The organism is Bradyrhizobium sp. FW305-F6 (assembly GCF_058782905.1).
On sequence record NZ_JBYSYD010000001.1, the window covers coordinates 155,786 to 174,211 of the forward strand.

Consider the following 18,426-nt stretch of genomic DNA (forward strand, 5'->3'; position numbering starts at 1 on the left):
TCACCCCTCGGCGTGCTCGCCCTGCATCTGCTTGCGCAATGGAAGCAGTCCGGACGCAGCGGCATCGTCTTTCTCGCCGAGAGCGAAAACAGGGCGGAGCGGCTCGGCAGCGTCATTCATGCGTTCGACCCCTCCTGCGAGGTGCTGGTGTTTCCGCGATTGAACACTTTGCCGTTCGATCAGCTGGAGCCGTCACACGAGCTCGCGGGACGCAGAGCATCCGTGCTGAGGCGTCTCGCAAAATCCAAGAAGCCCGTGTTTCTGGTGTCGACTGCGGAAGCGGTGATGGAACGGCTGCCGCCGCCGGCAAGCCTTGCGCGCCTCAGCCTCAGCTTGAAAGTGGGCGGCGCGTTCTCCGAGGCGGAGCTCGAGGCGCGCCTGCAATCCCTCGGCTATGATCTCGACGATGAGCCGGACTATCCGGGCGGGGCGCTGTTTCACGGCCAGACCTTCGAGATCTTTCCAGCGGGCGCGCTGGGGCCGTTCCGGATCGAGCATTCGGATCGTGCGATCGAGCGGATCGTGGCGTTCGACCCGAACGAGCACAGGATCATCTTCGAGACCAGGGAGCTGCTCGTCGATCCCATGTCGGAGCGGCTCGGCCTCTCCGGCAAAGGCAGCAAGCGCGCGAGCCTGTTCGACTATTGCGGCAGCGCCAAATGGATCGCAGATGCCGGCGTTCCATCGCACGCCGAGGGATGGTTCGATACGATCGGGGAAGCCGCCCCTCGCAACGAGCGGGAGCGCGAATATCTCGGGCGGAGTGACTGGAAGCGGCTCTCCAAGGGCATGAAGGTGCTACCGCGCGCAGCCACGTTCCGGGCCGTCCCGGAATTTTCCAAGCTGACGTCCTCCCGGAAGGCGCTGCGCGGCTTCGTCGAGGAGACACGCCGGGCCGGGTCGCGGCTGATCCTGGTTGCCGCGCACGAGGACGATCTGCGCGTGATGGAGCGGATGAGCGGCGTCAAGGCGGAGCGGTGCGAGGATTGGGAGCAGGTCGCGCGCGGTCGGAGCGAGGCTGCTCTGCTGGCCGATCTCGATGCCGGCTTCGTCGTGCCGGGCAAGAAGCCGGTGGTCGTGGTGACGGCGTCCGACGTGCTCGGCAGCCGCGCCCATCATCCGCAACCGATGGCACGGGCCTGGAGCGCGGCCTTCGACCATCCCGACGTGCCCGAGCAGGGCACGGTGGTGGTCCACCTCCAGCGCGGTCTCTCCGTGCTCGACGGCCTGCAGACGGTCAACACCGGCGGCGGTGCCGTGCGCGAGATGATCCGGCTGAAGTTCACCGGCGACAATGCGGTCCTGGTGCCGCCGACCGATCTCGCCATGATGTGGCCTTACGCCGCCGAGCTCGGCAAGCTGGCGCTGGACAAGGCGGACGGCAGCACATGGTGGGCACGCCGCAGCGAGGCCGAGCGTGAAATCCAGGCCGCCGGCAGGATGCTCGCCAAGCACATCAGCCAGCGTCGGAGGCGGCGCGGCGAAAAGCTGGTGCCGCCGGGGTCGGCCTACGAGAAGTTCGTCGCGCGTTTTCCCTATTTCACCACGAGCGATCAGGCCAAGGCGATCGACGATGTGCTGGACGATCTCGCCTCCGGTCATCCCATGGACCGGGTGGTCTGCGGCGATGTCGGCTTCGGCAAGACCGAGGTCGCGCTGCGGGCGGCGGCTGCGGTGGTGCTGTCCGGCAAGCAGGTGGCGGTGGCGGTGCCGACGACGGTGCTGGCGCGGCAGCACGTCGCAACCTTCCAGAAGCGCTTCGCGCCGTTCGGCATCGAGGTGGGTAATTTGTCGCGCGCGACCTCGGGTGCGGAGCTGCGGGAGACGCGGGAAGGACTACGCAGCGGCCGGATCAAGGTCGTGATCGGCACGCAGGCGCTCACGGGCAAGGACGTGAGGTTCGAGGATCTCGGCCTCGTCATCATCGACGAGGAGCAGCATTTCGGCGCGGCCGAAAAGGCCAAGCTGGCGGCTCTCGCGAAGAACGTGCATGTGCTGATGATGAGTGCGACGCCGATCCCGCGGACACTGGCCGCCGGCCTTGCCGGCTTCCGCGATCTCAGTGTGATCGCCTCGCCCCCGGTGCACCGGCTTCCGGTGGCGACAAGGATCGCGCCGCTGTCGGATGCCGCGATCGCCTCGGCGCTGCTGCGCGAGCAGCGCCGCCACGGGCAGAGTTTTCTGATCTGCCCGCGCATCCAGGACCTCGATCCGATGCTGGCGCGGGTGCGGGCGGTGGCGCCCGACCTGCGCATCGTCTGTTTGCACGGCAAGCTGCCGGCCGACGCGATCGACGACCGCATGATGAGCTTCGTCGAAGGCGGCGCCGACGTCCTGCTCGCGACCAACATCGTCGAGAGCGGCCTCGACATTCCCCGCGCCAACACCATCGTGGTGTGCTGGCCGGAGAAGTTCGGCCTCGCCCAATTGCACCAGCTACGCGGACGCGTCGGCCGCGGCGGCATCCGCGCCTTCGCCCATCTTCTGACCGAGACGGAGTCCGGCCAGTCCGAGAAGCGCCTCGCCGTGCTCGAGGAGTTCAGCCGGCCGGGCGCCGGCTTTGCCATCAGCGAGCGTGACCTCGACCTCAGGGGCGCCGGCGATCTGTTCTCGGAACAGCAATCCGGCCACGTCCAGGTGTTCGGTCCCGTTCTCTACAGCCACCTCCTGAAGATGGCTTCGGAGAAGACCGGCGAGCAGCAGGCTGCGCTGTGGGTGCCCGACCTCAACCTGCCGGTCGGGGACATGCTGCCCGAGAGCTATGTGCAGTCGGAGCCCGTGCGGCTCGAACTGTACGCCCGCGCTGCGCGGTGCAATGACGAAGACGATCTCGACGACCTCGAAGAGGAGACCGCCCGCCGCTTCGGACCCTTGCCGAAGGCCGCGCGCGACTTTTTCGCGGCGGCAAAGCTCAGGATCGAATGCAAGCGCAGGGGCATCATCCGCCTCGATGTCGGTCCTGAAGCCGCGGCTGCAACGTTCCTGCCGGGACGCCTGCGCAAGTCACGCGGCAAGTCGCTGCAGCGCGACGGCGACCGCGTCGTCCATCACGGCCCGATGCGCGATGCGCCGTTCGAGCGGGTGGAGGAGCTGCTCGAGTTGCTCGACGAGGGTTAAGCGCGGTCTCGCTCGTGCGCCGATGCAGAGGAAACCGCGGGGAACCCGGAGCACGTTGCAATTGCGCGGATCTTGAAGCGACTTGGTAACGCCTGCTGCGTAGCTTGCCGTTCGATCAACGGAAGCGAACGATGCAGTCTTACATCCCAAAGCGGGCGCGCTTGTCCCTGCTGTCCATCCTGCTGGCATCTCTGGCCTCAGCGGCCGCTGCGCAGGAGGGCGCGCCGGACTACGCGCGATACCGCGAAGGCCTGTTCCTGCGTTACCTCAATGCCGAGGAGGGCGACCTGCGCGAGGTTCCCCGGATCGGCCTGTCGTTCGGCGAGCGCCCGATCCGGGCGGTGCTGGATTCCGGCTCGACGGGCATCGTGGTTGCCGCGAGCTTCATTCCGAATTTCGACCGGCTCGCTTCGCTGGGCGAGGGCAAGCTGACCTATTCGAGTTCCGGCCGGGTCATGGTTGGACAATGGGTCGTCACGCCGGTTGCTCTGGTCGGCCTGGATGGCGCGGCGGTGCAGACCGAGCCGATGCCGGTGCTCGCGGTGACGCGCGTCGATTGCCTGCAGCACGCCCGCGACTGCACGCCGTCGGATGCACCGCACGGGATCGCCATGGTCGGCATCGGTTACGGGCGCGAGGGCGATCTGCAGAGCCAGAGCACGCCGGAGAAGAACCCGTTGCTGCGTGTGACCGGCGGCCACGGCGAACGGCGCCGCGGCTACGTGCTGACGGCGCACGGCGTGCATGTCGGCCTCACCGCAGCGAATACCCGCGGGACGTTCTCCTTCACGAAACTGGTGCGACAGAAGGACCGGCCCGACTGGTCGGCGACACCAGCCTGCATTTCGTTGAACGGCCGGACGCCGCCGGCGTGCGGCACCATGCTGGTCGACACCGGCGTGTCCGTCATGTTCATGACCGTGCCGGCCGAACAGGCGGGCGGCGCGACGACGTCCCTGGACGCGGGCACCAACGTGTCCATCCGCGTGGGAACGGCGGAGACGTCCACCGAGCTCTACCGCTTCGCCGTCGATGGCGGCTCCGCGCTGGCACCGGACGAGATTCATCTGAGGGTCTCGCCTGAGCGGACCTTCGTCAACACCAGCTTCCATCTGCTGAACGGCTTCGACGTCCTCTACGACGCCGATGGCGGCTATGCGGGCTTCCGCCGCCGCGACGCCGGCGCAGTGCGATGATCCCTTTCCATTGGAGTTCCTGACATGAAGAGACCAAACCTTGTCCCGGGCGGAGCCGTGGCTCTGGCCGCAGTCATCACCCTGTCCGCCGTTCCCGCGCTTGCGGCGGGCCAGCTGGTCAATTCCTGGCGAACGCAGGACGGCTGGCTCACCGAGATGCGCGTGCATCCGAACGGCGCCAAGGTCTGCTCGACCGGGAAGGCGGGGCAGGCTCCCCGTCCGTTCGGACTGACCATCGTCCGCAGCGGAGCAGAGAACGTGCTGCTGGTGGTGGACGAGGCGCAGCCGCCGACAGGCGCGGGCGACATGTCGTTCGTCCAGGCGGGGAAAACCATCGGCACGCTGCGCACGCAGGTTGCGGGTCCCGCGTTTGCCTCGGCCGATCCCTACAGCAGCCAGACGCCCGAGCTCATCGCGAAGCTGACCCCGGCCGCGCTGACCATCGACGTGGCCGGACGACAATATCAGGCCGACATGTCGGGCCTGCCCGACGCCTTGGCCCAGCTCGCCAAATGCGAAGCCGAGCCGACATGAGAGGGGCGGGCGAGACCTTGCAAGGGTGGCGAAACGCAAACTGCGAAAACAACCCCATGCACAGTAGCCAAGTGCCTGCAGCACAAGGGCTTCTGCGACGGGACTCGCCTTCGCGGCAAATTTCCCTTTGATCCGTCGGGCAAAACAGTGGCATTCTGCCATCATCGGAAAATCCGCAGCAGTGAATGTCGCCGCCGCGGACCGAAATGGTCGCGCACAAATGCGGCGCGGAGAAGCCCGTAGTCGAACGGGATCCGCGGGGCCATCCGCCGGCCGCGCTGCTAACGTGGAATTAATCCAGAAAGCCCACAATTTTAGGCAGTTGTGTATGGGTGCTGCGTAAACGGATCGTCGCGAGGCGTTCCAGGGGGCGGCTTCCTCTTGTTCGCTCCATGGGGGTCAGTGCAAATGACCGCGTCCTTTGAAACGCCAAGCTTCGCCGAAGAGCTCGACGCCGTCGCGCTTGCAGCCGCCGCCGGGGCACACGAACCCGCCGTCGCCGACGCTCCAATGCCGGTCGAGCGGTCAAACCGCAAAACAGTCGTGCTGCTCTCGGCGTGTGCCCTGGCCATCGCCGTCAACGGCGCGGCGGCGATCTATACGCTGCCATACGGCTTGCCTTCGCTCAGTGTCGCGCGCCTCGCTGAACTGCTTCCGCGCCGGGAAGCGCCGGCGCCGAAACCGGATCCCGTCGTCGCTGCCCTGAAGGACATCCAGTCGGCGCAGCAGCAGCACACCGCTTCGCTGCAGGAGAACAACCAGGCCTTGCAGCAGAATGCGGCCCTGCTACAGCAGGATTCGCTGGTGCTGCTGTCGCTGCGCCAGAGCATCACCGAGGAGCGGGTCGATGTCAGGAAGATATCCTCGCAGCTGTCCACGCTGATCGCGAAGGTCGACACGCTTTCGCAGAACGTCTTGATGTCGGACGTCACGTCCTCCGTCCGGCGCGCCAATGCCCGCTATGGACTGTCCGCCGCGATGCGCAAGCGGATGGTTCGGCCGGTGAAGCCCCTGGGTCCGGTTTCGATCGGGGGGGCGCCGTTGACCGTGCCGGCTGCCGCGGCGGCGCCGGAGAGCTGATCAGGCGATCATCCGGCGCGGCGGTCACAACGGCAGGCATCCGGTGAGGATAGCGGGCCTGCTCAGTTGAGCTCGCAGCATCTCTTGTACTTCTTGCCCGAGCCGCATGAGCATGGCTCCTTGCGGCCGATCAGCTCTTTTTCGAGCTGCCTCGCGTCGCGCGGTAGTCGGGACATGGGCGCGCTTTAATCCCGTCGAAGACAGGAGCGCTAGGCTGCTTCCTCCTCGAACGAGGTGTAGATCCGGCCGGCGGGATCAACGACCTGAACGTCCCAGCACCCGTCCTCGACCAGCTCCCTGGCTTTCTTGAGCGCCGCGGCGAGTGAAGGCCGCTTCAGGCTGACGATGCCCGCCGTGTCGAACCCCTTGATTTCAAACATGCCGCTCCTCCGCTTTTGGGAAAGCGTACACGTTTTCGACGGGATGTCAGCGGGTTTGTGGGGGCTCCTGGAGCGGCCAGGCACTGGCAGTGCGGGGCCATTGGACGCATGGGAACTTCAATCGTCGAACGTCACGGCCACCCCGGTTTCAGGTCAGCGGGATGGCGGCGACCCGCAGACAGGGGCGGCACTGATAGGCATGCTCCGCGGGAAGCGTGAAGATGGCCGGCAGCGTCGCCAGGAACGTCATCGGCCGCCTGCACTTGGAGCAGATCAGAACGGGCGGGCTATCTTCGCTGCGCAAGTCATGGCCAAAATTGCCGGGAGGGGAGAGGGCACATTAGGCGCAGGCCGCGTGGAGTTCATCTCGGGGCGACTACTGGACTCTATCGGAATTTGGCGGGCTTGCTTGCGTGGAAGGAGCGTTGCTACCGGCTAACCGGCGGTAGCGCGTCGCAGGAGAGAAGGCGCGGGGATGGGGCGATCGTCTTGATCGACAGACTCGATGCAATCCTGGTACGCCCTGCGCCGCTTCGGGCGCTCTCGCGCTGGTCAGAACAGCAAGCACTGTCACCGTAATTCGGGAATCAATCGGCGACGGTGGGCCTCAGCCAGGAGGTACTTTGATGGAAGGCCAGAGGCATCCCGGGCAAAAGTTAAGTGCACTGTCACCGTATTCCTTGTCACCGGTATTCCTTGAGGATTGTTGCGATAATCAATCGCAGATCGCAGCGAGTGATGGGTTTCGCAAGAACTCGGCCCATCCTATCTATGTGCTAGGCGCCTGCCATCTCGGGGAAGACCGCCTCGATCTTGGTTTTCAGCGTGGCGGCGTTGAACGGCTTGACGATATAATTGTTCACGCCCGCCTTCTTGGCGGCAATGACGTTCTCAGTCTTTGATTCCGCCGTGATCATGATGAACGGCGTGGTGGCGAGATTGGGGTCGGCGCGGACCTCCCGCAGCAAGTCGTAGCCGGTCATCGGCTCCATGTTCCAGTCCGAGATGACCAGGCCGTATTTCTTGGCGCGCATCTTGTTGAGTGCGGCCGACCCATCGCTGGCGTCGTCGACATTCTCGAAACCGAGCTGCTTGAGGAGATTTCGGATGATACGGATCATGGTGCTGTAGTCGTCCACCACCAAGACAGGCATCGAAAGATCAACTGCCATCTTGCTCTCCTACGCAACGAAAACGCACATTCGGGACAGATTGTTGAGGCCCCCGTCAGTCCGCTCCGAGGACTAACATCGGCCCATAAACAGGCCGTTAACTGCTGGATCAGGTCTCTGCCAAGTGGTTAGGGCGCACCAGATGCGCGGCGCTCCTCAGAGACGAGAAGAACTTTCGCGGACGGGGCGGCCTTACCGCTAATTTAACGATCGCTTGCTTTGCTGGTCCAGGAACGTTGAAAGCGCGAAAATGCGTCCGCTCATTCGAAGCTTCCTTTCGAAGCCGCCATGGATTGCTGTGGCGCACGAAGGGCAAGTCGCCACCGTCGGGGATTTCTGATGATTACGTCGCAAGAAGAGACGGTGCTGAAAACGCATTTGGTCGAGATGTTCGGCCACATTAGCAGCATGCGGCGGGAATTCGCCGCTCTTCAAGGCAACAGCAAAGGCAGTTTCGCGACGATGGCAGACACCCTCGACGCGATCGTCGAGAATACGGAGGCAGCCGGGAACGCGATCCTCGAAAGCATGGAGGCGATCAGCGCCAGCGTCGCGAAGTTGCAGGGCGTCGACGAGCCGACTGTCGCAGCGGTATGCGGCGAGATCGTCGATAGCACGAACAACGTGTTCGAGGCCTGCGCGTTTCAAGACCTCACAGGTCAGCGGATCACGCGGGTCGTCAAGTCGCTGCAGTTCATTGAAGAACACATCAACCGGCTGGTCCGGATGTGGGGAAAGGAGGAGCTGGCGCGGATGGCCGCCGAGCTTGCTGTTCCAAGTGCACCGGACTTGATGGAGGGGCCGAAGCGGCCGGGCGTGGCGATTTCCCAGGACGACATCGACAAGCTGTTCGCGTGAGCTGCAGCATCCTTCGAGCTGCGGCACTGTAACCCGGTCAATTCGTCTGTGAGACTTCTATCAAATCGCCGGCACGAATTTTCTGGCTAATCGGGGTCGCGTCCTAGTACGTCCCTTTGTTCATCTTCGCGTCGCGTCGAAGTGTGCGGCTCCACGATCAAAACGACGTAGCTCTCATTGTTGCGAGGGTTGAAGACCCGTTACGCTTACAGTGCACTTAACCTACGTCCTGAGCCTCATCACGTCGTCGCACTGCCACCGCAATATCCGTAATGTCTGCGGTTGGGCCGGCCGCGTCTCTCAGGAGATCTAGGCTGCTTCCTCCTCGAACGAGGTGTAGATACGGCCGGCGGGATCAACGACCTGAACGTCCCAGCACCCGTCCTCGACCAGCTCCCTGGCTTTCTTGAGCGCCGCGGCGAGTGAAGGCCGCTTCAGGCTGACGATGCCCGCCGTGTCGAAACCCTTGATTTCAAACATGCCGCTCCTCCGCTTTTGGGAAAGCGTACACGTTTTCGACGGGATGTAAGCGGGTTTGTGGGGGCTGCTGGAGCGGCCGGAGATCGCAGGCATTGGCAGTGCGGGCCATTGGACGCAATGGAACTCCAATCGTCGAACGTCACGGCCGCCCCGGTTTCAGGTCAGCGGGATAGCGGCGACCCGCAGACAGGGGCGGCACTGATAGGCATGCTCCGCGGGAAGCGTGAAGATGGCCGGCAGCGTTGCCAGGAACGTCATCGGCCGCCGGCACTTTGAGCAGATCAGAACGGGCGGGCTGTCTTTCGCTGCGCAGAACATGGCCAAAATGCCGGAGGGGGAGGGCACACGTTAGGCGCATGAAGCGTGGAGTTCATCTCGGGGCGACTACTGGACTCTATCGGAATTTGGCGCGCGAGCTTGGGGGCGACGGTGCTACGTGCTAACCGGGACAGCGCATCGCAGGACGCGCTTACCCGAAGATAGGATTTCTGTTAGCGGAGAGAGGGGGCTTGGGTAGGTTTGGTAATGGATATCGACCGCGACGTCGCGAGAATTGGCGGAATTTCCGCCGTTCCCACCATTCTGGAAGTCATCAACCTGACGACCGGCATGGGTTTTACCGCAGTCGCTCGGGTCACCGAAGACAGGTGGATCACATGCGCGTCCCGAGACGAGCTCTCGTTCGGCCTGAAGCCAGGGGATGAGCTCAAGGTCGAGACGACCATTTGTCATGAGATTAGGCAGACGAACGAAGCGGTGATCATCGACCACGTCAGCGACGACGTGGCGTACGCCTCTCATCACACCCCGGCGATGTATGGCTTCCAGAGCTACATCTCGGTTCCCATCATCCTGGCCGACGGCTCCTTCTTCGGTACGCTCTGCGCGATCGATCCCAAACCCCGCAAGCTGCGCACGCCCGAGATCATCGGGATGTTCAAGTTGTTCGCGGAGCTGATTGCGGCGCATCTCGATGCGGTGGGCCGGGTCGAGATTTCGGAAGCGAAGCTGCTGCTGGAGCAGCAGAAGGCGGAGCTGCGAGAACAGTTCATTGCCGTCATGGGTCACGATCTTCGCAATCCGCTGGCCTCGATCCAGGGCGGTCTGCGGCTGTTGAACAAGAAGGTTGATGCCGAAGGCCAGGGCTGGATCAAGATGCTGCAGGGCAGCGTCAATCGCATGGCCGGCCTGATCGACAACGTCATGGATCTCGCCCGTACGCGTCTCGGCGCTGGCATGCAGCTCAAGCTCAGGGAGGCGGAGCTGGAGCCGATCATCAACCAGGTCGTCTCGGAGTTCGCGAACGTCTATCCGGACTGGAAGATCCTTTCACAAGTGAACGTGCCGGGGATGGTGAAGGTGGATGCCGGCCGGCTGGAGCAGTTGCTATCCAACATCCTGGGGAATGCGACGTCCTACGGTGATCCCGCCCAGCCAATTCACGTGGCCGCCAGAACGACGGACGAGGGCTACGAGATCAGTGTCACCAACCGAGGGGCGCCCATACCTGAGGAGGCCTTGCCGCTGCTGTTCACGGCGTTTCAGCGAGGCGAGGTCCTTCCGAACCAGAAAGGCCTGGGGCTCGGCCTTTATATCTCGCAAGAGATCGCGCGCGCACATGGCGGCATCATCACCGCTGAATCCTCGCCGAGCGAGACGACTTTCAGGGTCTCATTTCCTCGATCAGGCTAGGCGGGCCTTTCGAGCCTGTCGGCGTCCTCGTCAAGCTGTCGCGCCAATGCCTTCAGGGCCTTTCCGGCGTCATCATTGCTGACTGTCAAGGCGAGGCGCTCGGCTCGCCGCGCTTGTTGTCGGAGTTGTTCGGATTGTTTGGTCACGATGAACACACAAAACGTGCAGCAGTGGTTCCACCGCCTCGCGTCGATTCAGCAATGTTCGATCAGGATCGATCCTGAGCCTGCCTATTCCTCTTGCGACTCATGACGGGGCTCGACATGGCATCACGCGGTGAGAAAAAACTGCAGGCGCGATCAATGCCAACGAGCGGCGCTCGCTTCAATTCCTGACCGATTGCCGTCGCCCAGCTGTCGGCGGGGCTGGCGGTGATATCCCGCGATTCTCCCCGTCGTGATGGAACCAAAATGCCTGGAAAGGGTTACACCTCCAAAGGGATTTCATGGAATTTGTAGTCGATCGCGTCATGCAGGCTTACGGCATGATGGTGAACATCACATTCGCGCAGGAAAAAACGCTGCGGGCAGACGTCACGGGATTTCTCTCGGACTCACCGAGCACCGATGAGAACCAACTCGCCATCGAAGGACTGAGATATCTGCGCGCCAGATAGGAATTATTTCATTCGGGGCGGATGTACCCCCGCGTGAGATGAGAAGGCCCTCGGAAACCCGGGGGCCTTTTGCCATTCAGGAAAGGGGAGAACTTGGTGAGCGCGCTGGGGCTCGAACCCAGGACCCCGTGATTAAAAGTTATGGTTTTCCGGATTTCATTGGATTGCATCGGCTTTCAATGCGTTTCATAAGCAACTGATACTATTGCAATTTCGGCGAATATCCCGTAACAATGGATTTCATTGGGGCTCGCGCTATTTCAAACTCTTGTGGCCCCGGAGTGGCCCCATGCCTGCCAAGAAGCACCGTAAAGAGCTGACTGTCACCATGATCGATCGGCTCAAGACGCCCGCGGCGGGACGGCTATGGGTGGCGGATTCAATCGTGCCGGGCTTCGGCGTCCGGGTGACCGACAAAGGGGCGAAAACCTTTGTGCTCCGGACCCGGTACCCTGGCGAGACCAACGCGAGCCGGCGCGAGATCGGCAGGGTGGGCGAAATCGAGTTGGCCGATGCTCGGGATAAGGCGCGGAACTGGCTAAAGCTGATCGGCGAGGGCAAGGACCCGGCTGACGTGGAGGAGGAACAGCGCCGAGCGCAGATTAGGAAAGGCGCCACGACGGTCAATGCCGTGCTGGACGCCTTCGAGAAAGACCACGTCGAGGGGCTTCGTAGTGGCGATCAGGTCAAGGCGGCCTTCGCCAACCACGTCCGCCCGCGCATTGGCGATAGGTCCATTTACGAGCTGAAGCGCAGCGACATCACAGCCATGCTCAACGAGATCAAAGCCGAGAGCGGGCCGGTTATGGCCGACAGGGTGCTCGCGCACGTGCGGAAGGCTTTCAACTGGCAAATGATCCAAGACGACGATTTCAAATCGCCGATCGTCCGGGGGATGGCCAAAACCAAACCCAAGGAGCGCGCGCGCAAGCGTATCCTGGCAGACGATGAGATCAGGGACGTTTGGGCCGCCCTCGACCGGATTGAGCAGCCGGCCTGCTATCCGCGTTACGTGAAATCTCTGTTGCTCGCCATGACCCGCCGAAACGAGTCCGCGCGGATGCACACCGACGAGCTGGAAAGCGACCTGTGGATCATTCCGGGTTCCCGTTACAAGAATAAGCAGGATCACGTCATCCCAATCACACCTTCGCTCCACGAGCTGATCGGCGAGAAGCCTGATGGTTGCAAGGGAAACTCGTGGTTCGTGTTCTCGACCACTACAACGGGCGGCCAGTTGGATGGCGCGAAGCCGTTCAGCGGGTTCAGTAAGGCCAAGAAAGAGTTGGACGCGATTGTTGCCAAGATCCGCAAGGCGGAGGGTAGGGCGCCCATGAAGCAGTGGCAGCTTCATGATCTGCGTCGCACAGGCCGCAGCCTAATGAGCCGCGCCAAGGTCGATGCTGACCACGCGGAGCGCTGCATGGGCCACGTGATCGGCGGCGTCCGCGAAACCTATGACAGGTATGAGTATTTGGACGAGAAGCGGAAGGCGTTCGAGGCGTTGGCGTCCATGCTGGACATGATTCTGAACCCGCCCGCGGACAACGTCGTGCCGATGCGCGCTGAAGCGGTCGGGTAATTCGGTGCAATTCGCAACGTTTCGTTAACCTTCGTCTGTCAGCATTCGATGACATCTAGGCCCGAGGGACTAGCTTAATCGCCGACCTAAATGGTCGACGAGAGACCGGGATGGTCTCGCTAGTGAATAGGGCTGAGCGATCCGGGATGGGTCGGGACAAGCGCAACAGCGCTCGCCCGGCCTTTTTTATTGTGGCGAGCGATAGTCCGGAGATGACGTCGTGTCGCAGCAATTGATCGCCTACGAGGGCCTTTCGCCTAAAGGGATCGTCTACTCCAAAGTTCAGATCTGGCGCCTTGAACGGGCAGGGAAGTTTCCCAGGCGCGTGAGACTTTCCGCGCAGCGTGTTGCCTGGCTCGAATCCGAAATTGACGAGTGGATCGCCGCACGCATCGCCGCGCGTCGTCAGCCTATCGCCGCCTGAAATCTCCAGCTCGGCCGCCGGTGGGCCATCGGCGGTTTGTGGCGCGGGGCGGGCGATGCCTTGAACTCTCCCAGCCCCGCTGCCCCACCTTCAAACCGAAAGGAATCCAGAAATGACTACTGTTCGTATTCCGTCCACACCGCTTTCAACCTCTGACGGCTCGTTCGGCCACCAAGTCGAGACGCCGCGGAATCGCTCCACATCCGCCGGCTCGTTCGGCGCGCAGGTAGAGCAGCCGTCCATTTCCATCAGCAGCACCGTGAACGGCGTGACTCATATCGTTCCGCCTGGCGCGAACGAGCCGAAGTAGTAGTCATGTCGAAGGTGACGCAAGGAAGTTCGGCGTCGGTTGCTATTCCCGATGCGCGACGGATCAAGGTTACGACCGACGGCGAGGCGTTTTTCGAACACGGCGAACTCAAACGTCGGCTCACGTCGAACGATCCGCCCTTCTACTTTGCCGGCGGTGACACGCTTTCGTCGATCATCCGCGCCGTCTCGGGCGATGTCACCTATACGATCTTCTACACCGACGTCATCCCATTTACTGGCAACCGCACGCTGTCCGCAGACGACAATGGCAAGATACTGCGTTGTGATGATGCTTCGAACGTAACAGTCACAGTGCCGCGAGATTTGCCGGAATGCTTCACCTGCGGATTCCTCATGTGGGGCGCGGGTACGGTGACGGTTTCCGCGGGATCCGGCGCGACGAAGCGTTCGAGCACGTCCGCGCTCAGCAATCAGTATTCGGGCGGTTCGGTGCTCGTGGTGAAGAACTCGGACGACGCTTCCGCCGAATTCATTCTGAGCGGTGCTTTCGAATAAGTGCGTCGCCGCACGGCTCAACAACTGTTCAAGGGGATAAGACATGTCCAAGTTCTTCGTCGACTTCATCAACCAGCTCGACACCAACCGTCCGGTGCAGAAGCAGTTGCACGGGATCATGATGGGACAGCTTGGCATCAAAAACGGCGCGAAAGAAAAGGCTGCCGGCGCGGCGAAGTCATCGAATTGGGAACACCTCAACGATCTCGGCAAGAAAGCCGCAAAGCGTGACGAGATCTCGACGTTCGTCCAGTCCAACGCACAGGCTCGGGTTGCGCTGCGAAAGCTGCGGGCGGAAATCAAGTCATCGCTGCCGAAGCTGCCGGGACGCGAAAAGGACGATCTCGCGGGCGTTTTGCAGGACCAGGAATATAGAGCCTACGTGCGCAGCCTTCCGCAGGAACAGCGCGACCGCGCGCAGCGTATGCATCCCGAGATCGCCGCAGCCGTGGCCAGGGCGCCGGCAGAACTCAGCGGCGTTCCCGAAAGCGTTCACGGTGAGCTGGTCAACGCGATGCTTCGGCAGACAAATGGCGCCGAGTTGGCAAAGATCGCCGCGGACGTAGCGGCGATGGAACTGGCTGACGAACTTATCCGCGTGGCCGAAAAGGAGATTCGGTCGGCCGCGGAAGTGGCACACGAGACTGATTTCCGCGTTTGGGCAAAGCCCCTGGTCGACCCGCTGCTGGTGGATGCTGGCGCCGATTTCGATGAGCTGTACCGGCGCCAGGCGCCCGAGGCGCTGAACGTGCTCGGCTCACTCGCGTCGGCAGCGGAGTAGTGCGGTGACCGCGCTGGCCAAGATTGTCCTCGATTTCGAAACCGAAGTGCTGCGCGCCGTGGCGGCCGGCGGCAGCGCGTCGGACATCGAACGGGCGGCGGACGAGGCATACGACCGGCTGCGCGCGCTGAAGGCAGGCGCCGCCGACGAACTGCTCGAAGCGATCTTCGCCGCCGTCTTGGAGATCAAAGCTAAGGCGGACATGGCCATCGAGGCAGCGCGCAAATGACCGCGAACAACCTGATCGCATCGAGAAAGCACAATTCCATCTGGATTGCGACGGACGCAGCTTCCTATGACAATGCGGGCTTCGTCGGCGAGTTCAAATCCAAGATCCACGCCATTCCTGAGTGGCCCGCTGTGATCACCGGACGTGGCAACTCCCGCGGTCTGGACACGGCAGCGCGCGAGCTGACCCGCCGCGCTTCACATTTTGGCGAACTGGTTGGCATCGCTTCGCGCGAACTGCCGCTGATCGTCGAAGAATTCCGGCTTTATCGACCATTCGAATTGAACTTGGCCGGCTTCTTCCGCGGACGCCCAATGATTCTATTCATTCGGACACCAGGCGGCAACGACAGCAGCGCCGGCGGCCTGCGGCCGTATCTTCTTTGCCCAATGAATCCGATGGTTATTAGCCCTGATCCTTCCGCGGTGTCCGCCTTCGTTGCGCCGGAGCCTGACGACGCGCCCGAGAAAATCGTGGAGGGGCTACGCGAGCTGATCAAGCTGCAGCGCCGTGTGCCCGCGGACGACGGATATTCCCGCGTCGGCGGTTATGCCGAAATCACCACGTTGAGCCCCGACGGCATCGAAACGCAGATTGTTCACCGCTGGCCGGAAGATCAGATCGGCCAACGAATGCCCACGACGGAGCACTGACACATGTCGCAGATTGGCATTTTTCGCACGTCCGACGCGGCAAAGGCAATGCGCGATAATTTTCAGTCGCTAGTTGATAGGGGCCTGATCGATCCGAGCAATCTCGACGAATTCTCCGCGGCGACGAACTTTGCAGCGAAGCAAATGGAAGACCTGAACGACCAGGCGAAGGTTGCGGGGTCTTCGCTACCCATGTTCCAACAGGCGCTGAACGACGCCGGCAACGCGCGGAAGCAGCTCGACTCGCTGATGGTCGAGGGAATGAACGTCAACCGTGGGTTCTTTGTCGAGTTCGGGCAGCAGTTGCGCAGCGGTGCGTCGGCTTGGGACGCGTTCAAAGAGTCCGGCCTGAACGCGTTGTCCAGGATCGCCGATAAGCTGATGCAGATGGCAGCCGACAATCTGTTCGCCTCGGCATTCGGCGGTTCGTCGGGCGGCGCTGGCGGTCTCGCCGGCATCCTGGGGAGCCTGTTCGGTGGCGGTGGGTCGGGTAGCGGCGCCGCCATGGGCACAATGCAGGTCGGCAACCAGCTTTTCCCGATGTTCGCAGCCGCCAACGGTGGCACCTTCGGCCACGGCTGGGGCGTCGTTGGCGAGCGTGGCCCCGAACTGATCAATGTCCACCGCAATGGCGTTACGGTCGTCCCGAACCACATCTCCAAGCCGTTCCTCCCCGGCTTCGCCGACGGCGGCACCATGTCGCCGAACGGGCTGGTCTCGCGCCTGGCGGCAGCGGGCGGCAGCGGCGGTCCGGCCGTGGTCATGCAAGACAACCGACAGATCAGCATCGGAGAAGGTGCGTCCGCTGAGACCGTGACGCAGCTCCGTGAAGAGTTGGCCCGCGATCGCGCCGCTCGTTACGCCGACACCGTGCGGATCGTGCAGAGCGCGAAGAAAAGGCGCGACCTATGAGCCCGCCAAAGCAGAGCCGACAGCGCGATGAGAAACCCGTGCCACCTGCGCTAGCCAGCGATGTGATCGACGCCGATTTTGATGATCTCGACCAGGCTGATGCCGAATGGTGCGCGTGGCGGTGGCCTGATCGCAACCCCACAAGTGAGGAGTGAAGAATGACGAAAGAGAATTTTCCGCGGGAGCAAGCCAACGTTGAAGGCTTCACCTTCAAGCCGGCCGGCAGTGATGTGGTGCAGGTTTGGCAGAAGGTAAACGGTGAACACGTGCGGATCGATGAATCGACTGCGCCGGCCGAGCCCAAGGTGACAAAATGACCGCACTTGCAAGTTATTCGACCGGCACCGCCACCGTCTCGGCGGGCGGTACGACTGTCACCGGCACCGGGACGATCTGGTCGGGCGTCAATGTCCGGCCCGGCGACATTTTCCAGATCGGCAATTTTCAGTCGGTCATTTCGGATGTTGTCGACACCGACGAATTGACCATCCCGCCGTGGGGCGGCGGCGCGCAGACTGGCGTTGCATATAAGATCTGGCACGTCTCTCCGCAGCGCTTTGTCGGCGCTACCGCCATGGCGACGGTGAACGAACTTGTCGCTGCGTTCAACACGTCCGGCTTTTTCGTCTTCGTCGACATTGACGAGACCGATCCGGATCCGTCGCTCGGCAACGATGGCCAGTACGCGTCGCAGCCGACGACCGGCAAGATGTGGGTCAAGTCGGCTGGCACCTGGACCTATCTCGGTATCTTCAAGGCGCTTAAATTCGCGGGCGCGTGGGGCGGTGCGACCGCGTACACAGTCGGCGACGTGGTCACGCTCAGCGGTTCGAGCTACGTCTGCGTATCGGATCACACCAACCACACGCCGCCGAACACGACCTATTGGCAGTTGCTGGCGAGCAAGGGAACAGATGGCGCTGCAGCCACTATATCAGTCGGCACCGTTACAACGGGAGCCGGCGGCAGTGCTGCGGCAGTAGCAAACTCCGGGTCATCTTCTGCTGCGGTTCTCGATTTTACGATTCCGGCCGGCAAGACTTACGGCGGCACGTCGACCACATCGCTCACAATTGGCACAGGCTCGAAGGCGTTCACCACGCAATCCGGTCTCGCCTACACCAATGGCGCGCGCGTGCGGGCCACGGCTACCGCAGGCGCGACCGGATGGCTCGAAGGCGTTGTGACCTATAGCGGCACGTCGCTAACGATCACCAGTGACAAGATCAGCGGTAGCGGCACTGGCACTGCATGGAATTTCAACGTCGTCGGCGAGCCTGGGGCCGGCGATCTATCCAGTGCGAACAATCTGTCCGACGTAGCGAATGTGGCTACGGCGGCGACAAACCTCGGCGTGGTTCGCTATGGCGGTTCGCAATCGCTGACATCGCCGCAGAAGTCGCAGGCGCGCGATAATATCGGCATGTCTGATGGGCATTTGCCTGGGATCGCATCCAACACAGCGGCTTCGGCAGGGGAGATCGGTGAGGTCATAACAGCCGGAGCCACATCCGGATCGCTGTCTAGCGGTGTGACTACTGCAATGGGCTCCATAGCGTTGACGGCCGGGGATTGGGATATTAGCGCTACCGTACAATTCAACGCCAGCGGCGGCACCACAATCACAGACTATAATGGCGCTGTCTCGCTGACCTCGGCAAGCTTAACCCCCCATGGACCCATGGTGTTCACGCACCGTGTGCCCGCGGCTGCGGATCACAGCGATCATTTTGCTTTTCCACCCACACAGGCGCTCATCAACTCGACGACGTCGTTTTATCTTAACGCGCGGTCCGTCTTCACCGGCACGGCGCCTACGGTCACGTGGTCGCTGCGCGCAAGGCGTATGCGGTAGGGGCGCCACTGGAAGGCGCTGCTAGACACTGAGTTAA

At 62.6% G+C, this 18,426-nt stretch carries 21 protein-coding genes; 17 read left to right on the forward strand and 4 right to left on the reverse strand.

Annotated elements, in window-relative coordinates; genetic code table 11:
* Window positions 1-12: 12 nt before the first annotated feature.
* The 4 genes from AC3WLX_RS00770 (at window position 13) to AC3WLX_RS00785 (ending at window position 5,927) form a co-directional block, all read left to right on the forward strand.
* Complete coding sequence (locus AC3WLX_RS00770) at window positions 13-3,117, forward strand: DEAD/DEAH box helicase (protein WP_492335889.1); 3,105 nt, start codon at window positions 13-15, stop codon at window positions 3,115-3,117.
* A gap of 131 nt (window positions 3,118-3,248) precedes the next feature.
* A complete protein-coding gene (locus AC3WLX_RS00775) occupies window positions 3,249-4,313 on the forward strand; it encodes a hypothetical protein (protein ID WP_492334344.1) in 1,065 nt (354 codons plus the stop codon).
* 24 nt (window positions 4,314-4,337) lie between these two features.
* Complete coding sequence (locus AC3WLX_RS00780; RefSeq protein ID WP_492334345.1) at window positions 4,338-4,847, forward strand: hypothetical protein; 510 nt, start codon at window positions 4,338-4,340, stop codon at window positions 4,845-4,847.
* Window positions 4,848-5,255: 408 nt separating this feature from the next.
* Entirely contained in the window at window positions 5,256-5,927 is a 672-nt protein-coding gene (locus AC3WLX_RS00785) for a hypothetical protein (protein ID WP_492334346.1), read from the forward strand.
* Between the two features lie 62 nt (window positions 5,928-5,989).
* Here AC3WLX_RS00785 and AC3WLX_RS00790 read toward each other — a convergent pair whose 3' ends face one another.
* The 3 genes from AC3WLX_RS00790 to AC3WLX_RS00800 all read right to left on the reverse strand — a co-directional run bounded on the left by AC3WLX_RS00790 (window position 5,990) and on the right by AC3WLX_RS00800 (window position 7,479).
* Window positions 5,990-6,103, reverse strand: coding sequence for an SEC-C metal-binding domain-containing protein (locus tag AC3WLX_RS00790; RefSeq protein ID WP_492334347.1), 114 nt, complete (start codon window positions 6,101-6,103; stop codon window positions 5,990-5,992).
* A 33-nt stretch (window positions 6,104-6,136) separates the two neighbouring features.
* Window positions 6,137-6,307: a hypothetical protein gene (locus AC3WLX_RS00795; protein ID WP_291630630.1), complete on the reverse strand. Its 171-nt coding sequence runs from the start codon at window positions 6,305-6,307 to the stop codon at window positions 6,137-6,139.
* A gap of 776 nt (window positions 6,308-7,083) precedes the next feature.
* A complete protein-coding gene (locus tag AC3WLX_RS00800; protein WP_492334348.1) occupies window positions 7,084-7,479 on the reverse strand; it encodes a response regulator in 396 nt (131 codons plus the stop codon).
* A 339-nt stretch (window positions 7,480-7,818) separates the two neighbouring features.
* On the opposite strand from AC3WLX_RS00800, the gene AC3WLX_RS00805 reads away from it, so the two are divergent.
* Entirely contained in the window at window positions 7,819-8,337 is a 519-nt protein-coding gene (locus AC3WLX_RS00805) for a protein phosphatase CheZ (RefSeq protein ID WP_492334349.1), read from the forward strand.
* Between the two features lie 309 nt (window positions 8,338-8,646).
* On the opposite strand, the gene AC3WLX_RS00810 is transcribed toward AC3WLX_RS00805, so the two are convergent.
* Complete coding sequence (locus AC3WLX_RS00810) at window positions 8,647-8,817, reverse strand: hypothetical protein (protein ID WP_291630630.1); 171 nt, start codon at window positions 8,815-8,817, stop codon at window positions 8,647-8,649.
* 525 nt (window positions 8,818-9,342) lie between these two features.
* Between AC3WLX_RS00810 and AC3WLX_RS00815 the strand changes: the two genes are divergently transcribed.
* From AC3WLX_RS00815 to AC3WLX_RS00870, 12 genes are all read left to right on the forward strand, one after another.
* Window positions 9,343-10,509 carry a GAF domain-containing sensor histidine kinase gene (locus tag AC3WLX_RS00815; protein ID WP_492334350.1) on the forward strand — a complete coding sequence of 389 codons (1,167 nt, stop codon included), beginning with the start codon at window positions 9,343-9,345 and terminating at the stop codon, window positions 10,507-10,509.
* Window positions 10,510-10,954: 445 nt separating this feature from the next.
* Entirely contained in the window at window positions 10,955-11,125 is a 171-nt protein-coding gene (locus AC3WLX_RS00820; protein WP_492334351.1) for a hypothetical protein, read from the forward strand.
* Window positions 11,126-11,414: 289 nt separating this feature from the next.
* Window positions 11,415-12,707 carry a tyrosine-type recombinase/integrase gene (locus tag AC3WLX_RS00825; RefSeq protein WP_492334352.1) on the forward strand — a complete coding sequence of 431 codons (1,293 nt, stop codon included), beginning with the start codon at window positions 11,415-11,417 and terminating at the stop codon, window positions 12,705-12,707.
* 220 nt (window positions 12,708-12,927) lie between these two features.
* A complete protein-coding gene (locus AC3WLX_RS00830; protein WP_492334353.1) occupies window positions 12,928-13,131 on the forward strand; it encodes a helix-turn-helix transcriptional regulator in 204 nt (67 codons plus the stop codon).
* Between the two features lie 112 nt (window positions 13,132-13,243).
* Window positions 13,244-13,441, forward strand: a complete 198-nt coding sequence (locus AC3WLX_RS00835) for a hypothetical protein (RefSeq protein ID WP_492334354.1) — start codon at window positions 13,244-13,246, stop codon at window positions 13,439-13,441.
* A gap of 5 nt (window positions 13,442-13,446) precedes the next feature.
* Window positions 13,447-13,959, forward strand: coding sequence for a hypothetical protein (locus tag AC3WLX_RS00840; protein ID WP_492334355.1), 513 nt, complete (start codon window positions 13,447-13,449; stop codon window positions 13,957-13,959).
* A gap of 43 nt (window positions 13,960-14,002) precedes the next feature.
* Window positions 14,003-14,740 (forward strand): hypothetical protein, encoded by a 738-nt coding sequence (locus AC3WLX_RS00845; protein ID WP_492334356.1) that lies wholly within the window; start codon window positions 14,003-14,005, stop codon window positions 14,738-14,740.
* A 4-nt stretch (window positions 14,741-14,744) separates the two neighbouring features.
* Window positions 14,745-14,969, forward strand: coding sequence for a hypothetical protein (locus AC3WLX_RS00850; RefSeq protein ID WP_492334357.1), 225 nt, complete (start codon window positions 14,745-14,747; stop codon window positions 14,967-14,969).
* Window positions 14,966-15,622, forward strand: a complete 657-nt coding sequence (locus AC3WLX_RS00855; protein ID WP_492334358.1) for a hypothetical protein — start codon at window positions 14,966-14,968, stop codon at window positions 15,620-15,622. Before AC3WLX_RS00850 ends, AC3WLX_RS00855 begins: the two co-directional genes overlap by 4 nt.
* A gap of 3 nt (window positions 15,623-15,625) precedes the next feature.
* Window positions 15,626-16,534, forward strand: a complete 909-nt coding sequence (locus AC3WLX_RS00860; RefSeq protein ID WP_492334359.1) for a hypothetical protein — start codon at window positions 15,626-15,628, stop codon at window positions 16,532-16,534.
* A 158-nt stretch (window positions 16,535-16,692) separates the two neighbouring features.
* The gene (locus AC3WLX_RS00865; protein ID WP_492334360.1) at window positions 16,693-16,851 is read left to right on the forward strand and encodes a hypothetical protein; all 159 of its coding nucleotides are present in this window, start codon (window positions 16,693-16,695) and stop codon (window positions 16,849-16,851) included.
* Window positions 16,848-18,389, forward strand: coding sequence for a hypothetical protein (locus tag AC3WLX_RS00870; protein WP_492334361.1), 1,542 nt, complete (start codon window positions 16,848-16,850; stop codon window positions 18,387-18,389). The genes AC3WLX_RS00865 and AC3WLX_RS00870 overlap by 4 nt, the downstream gene beginning before the upstream one ends.
* Window positions 18,390-18,426: the final 37 nt, after the last annotated feature.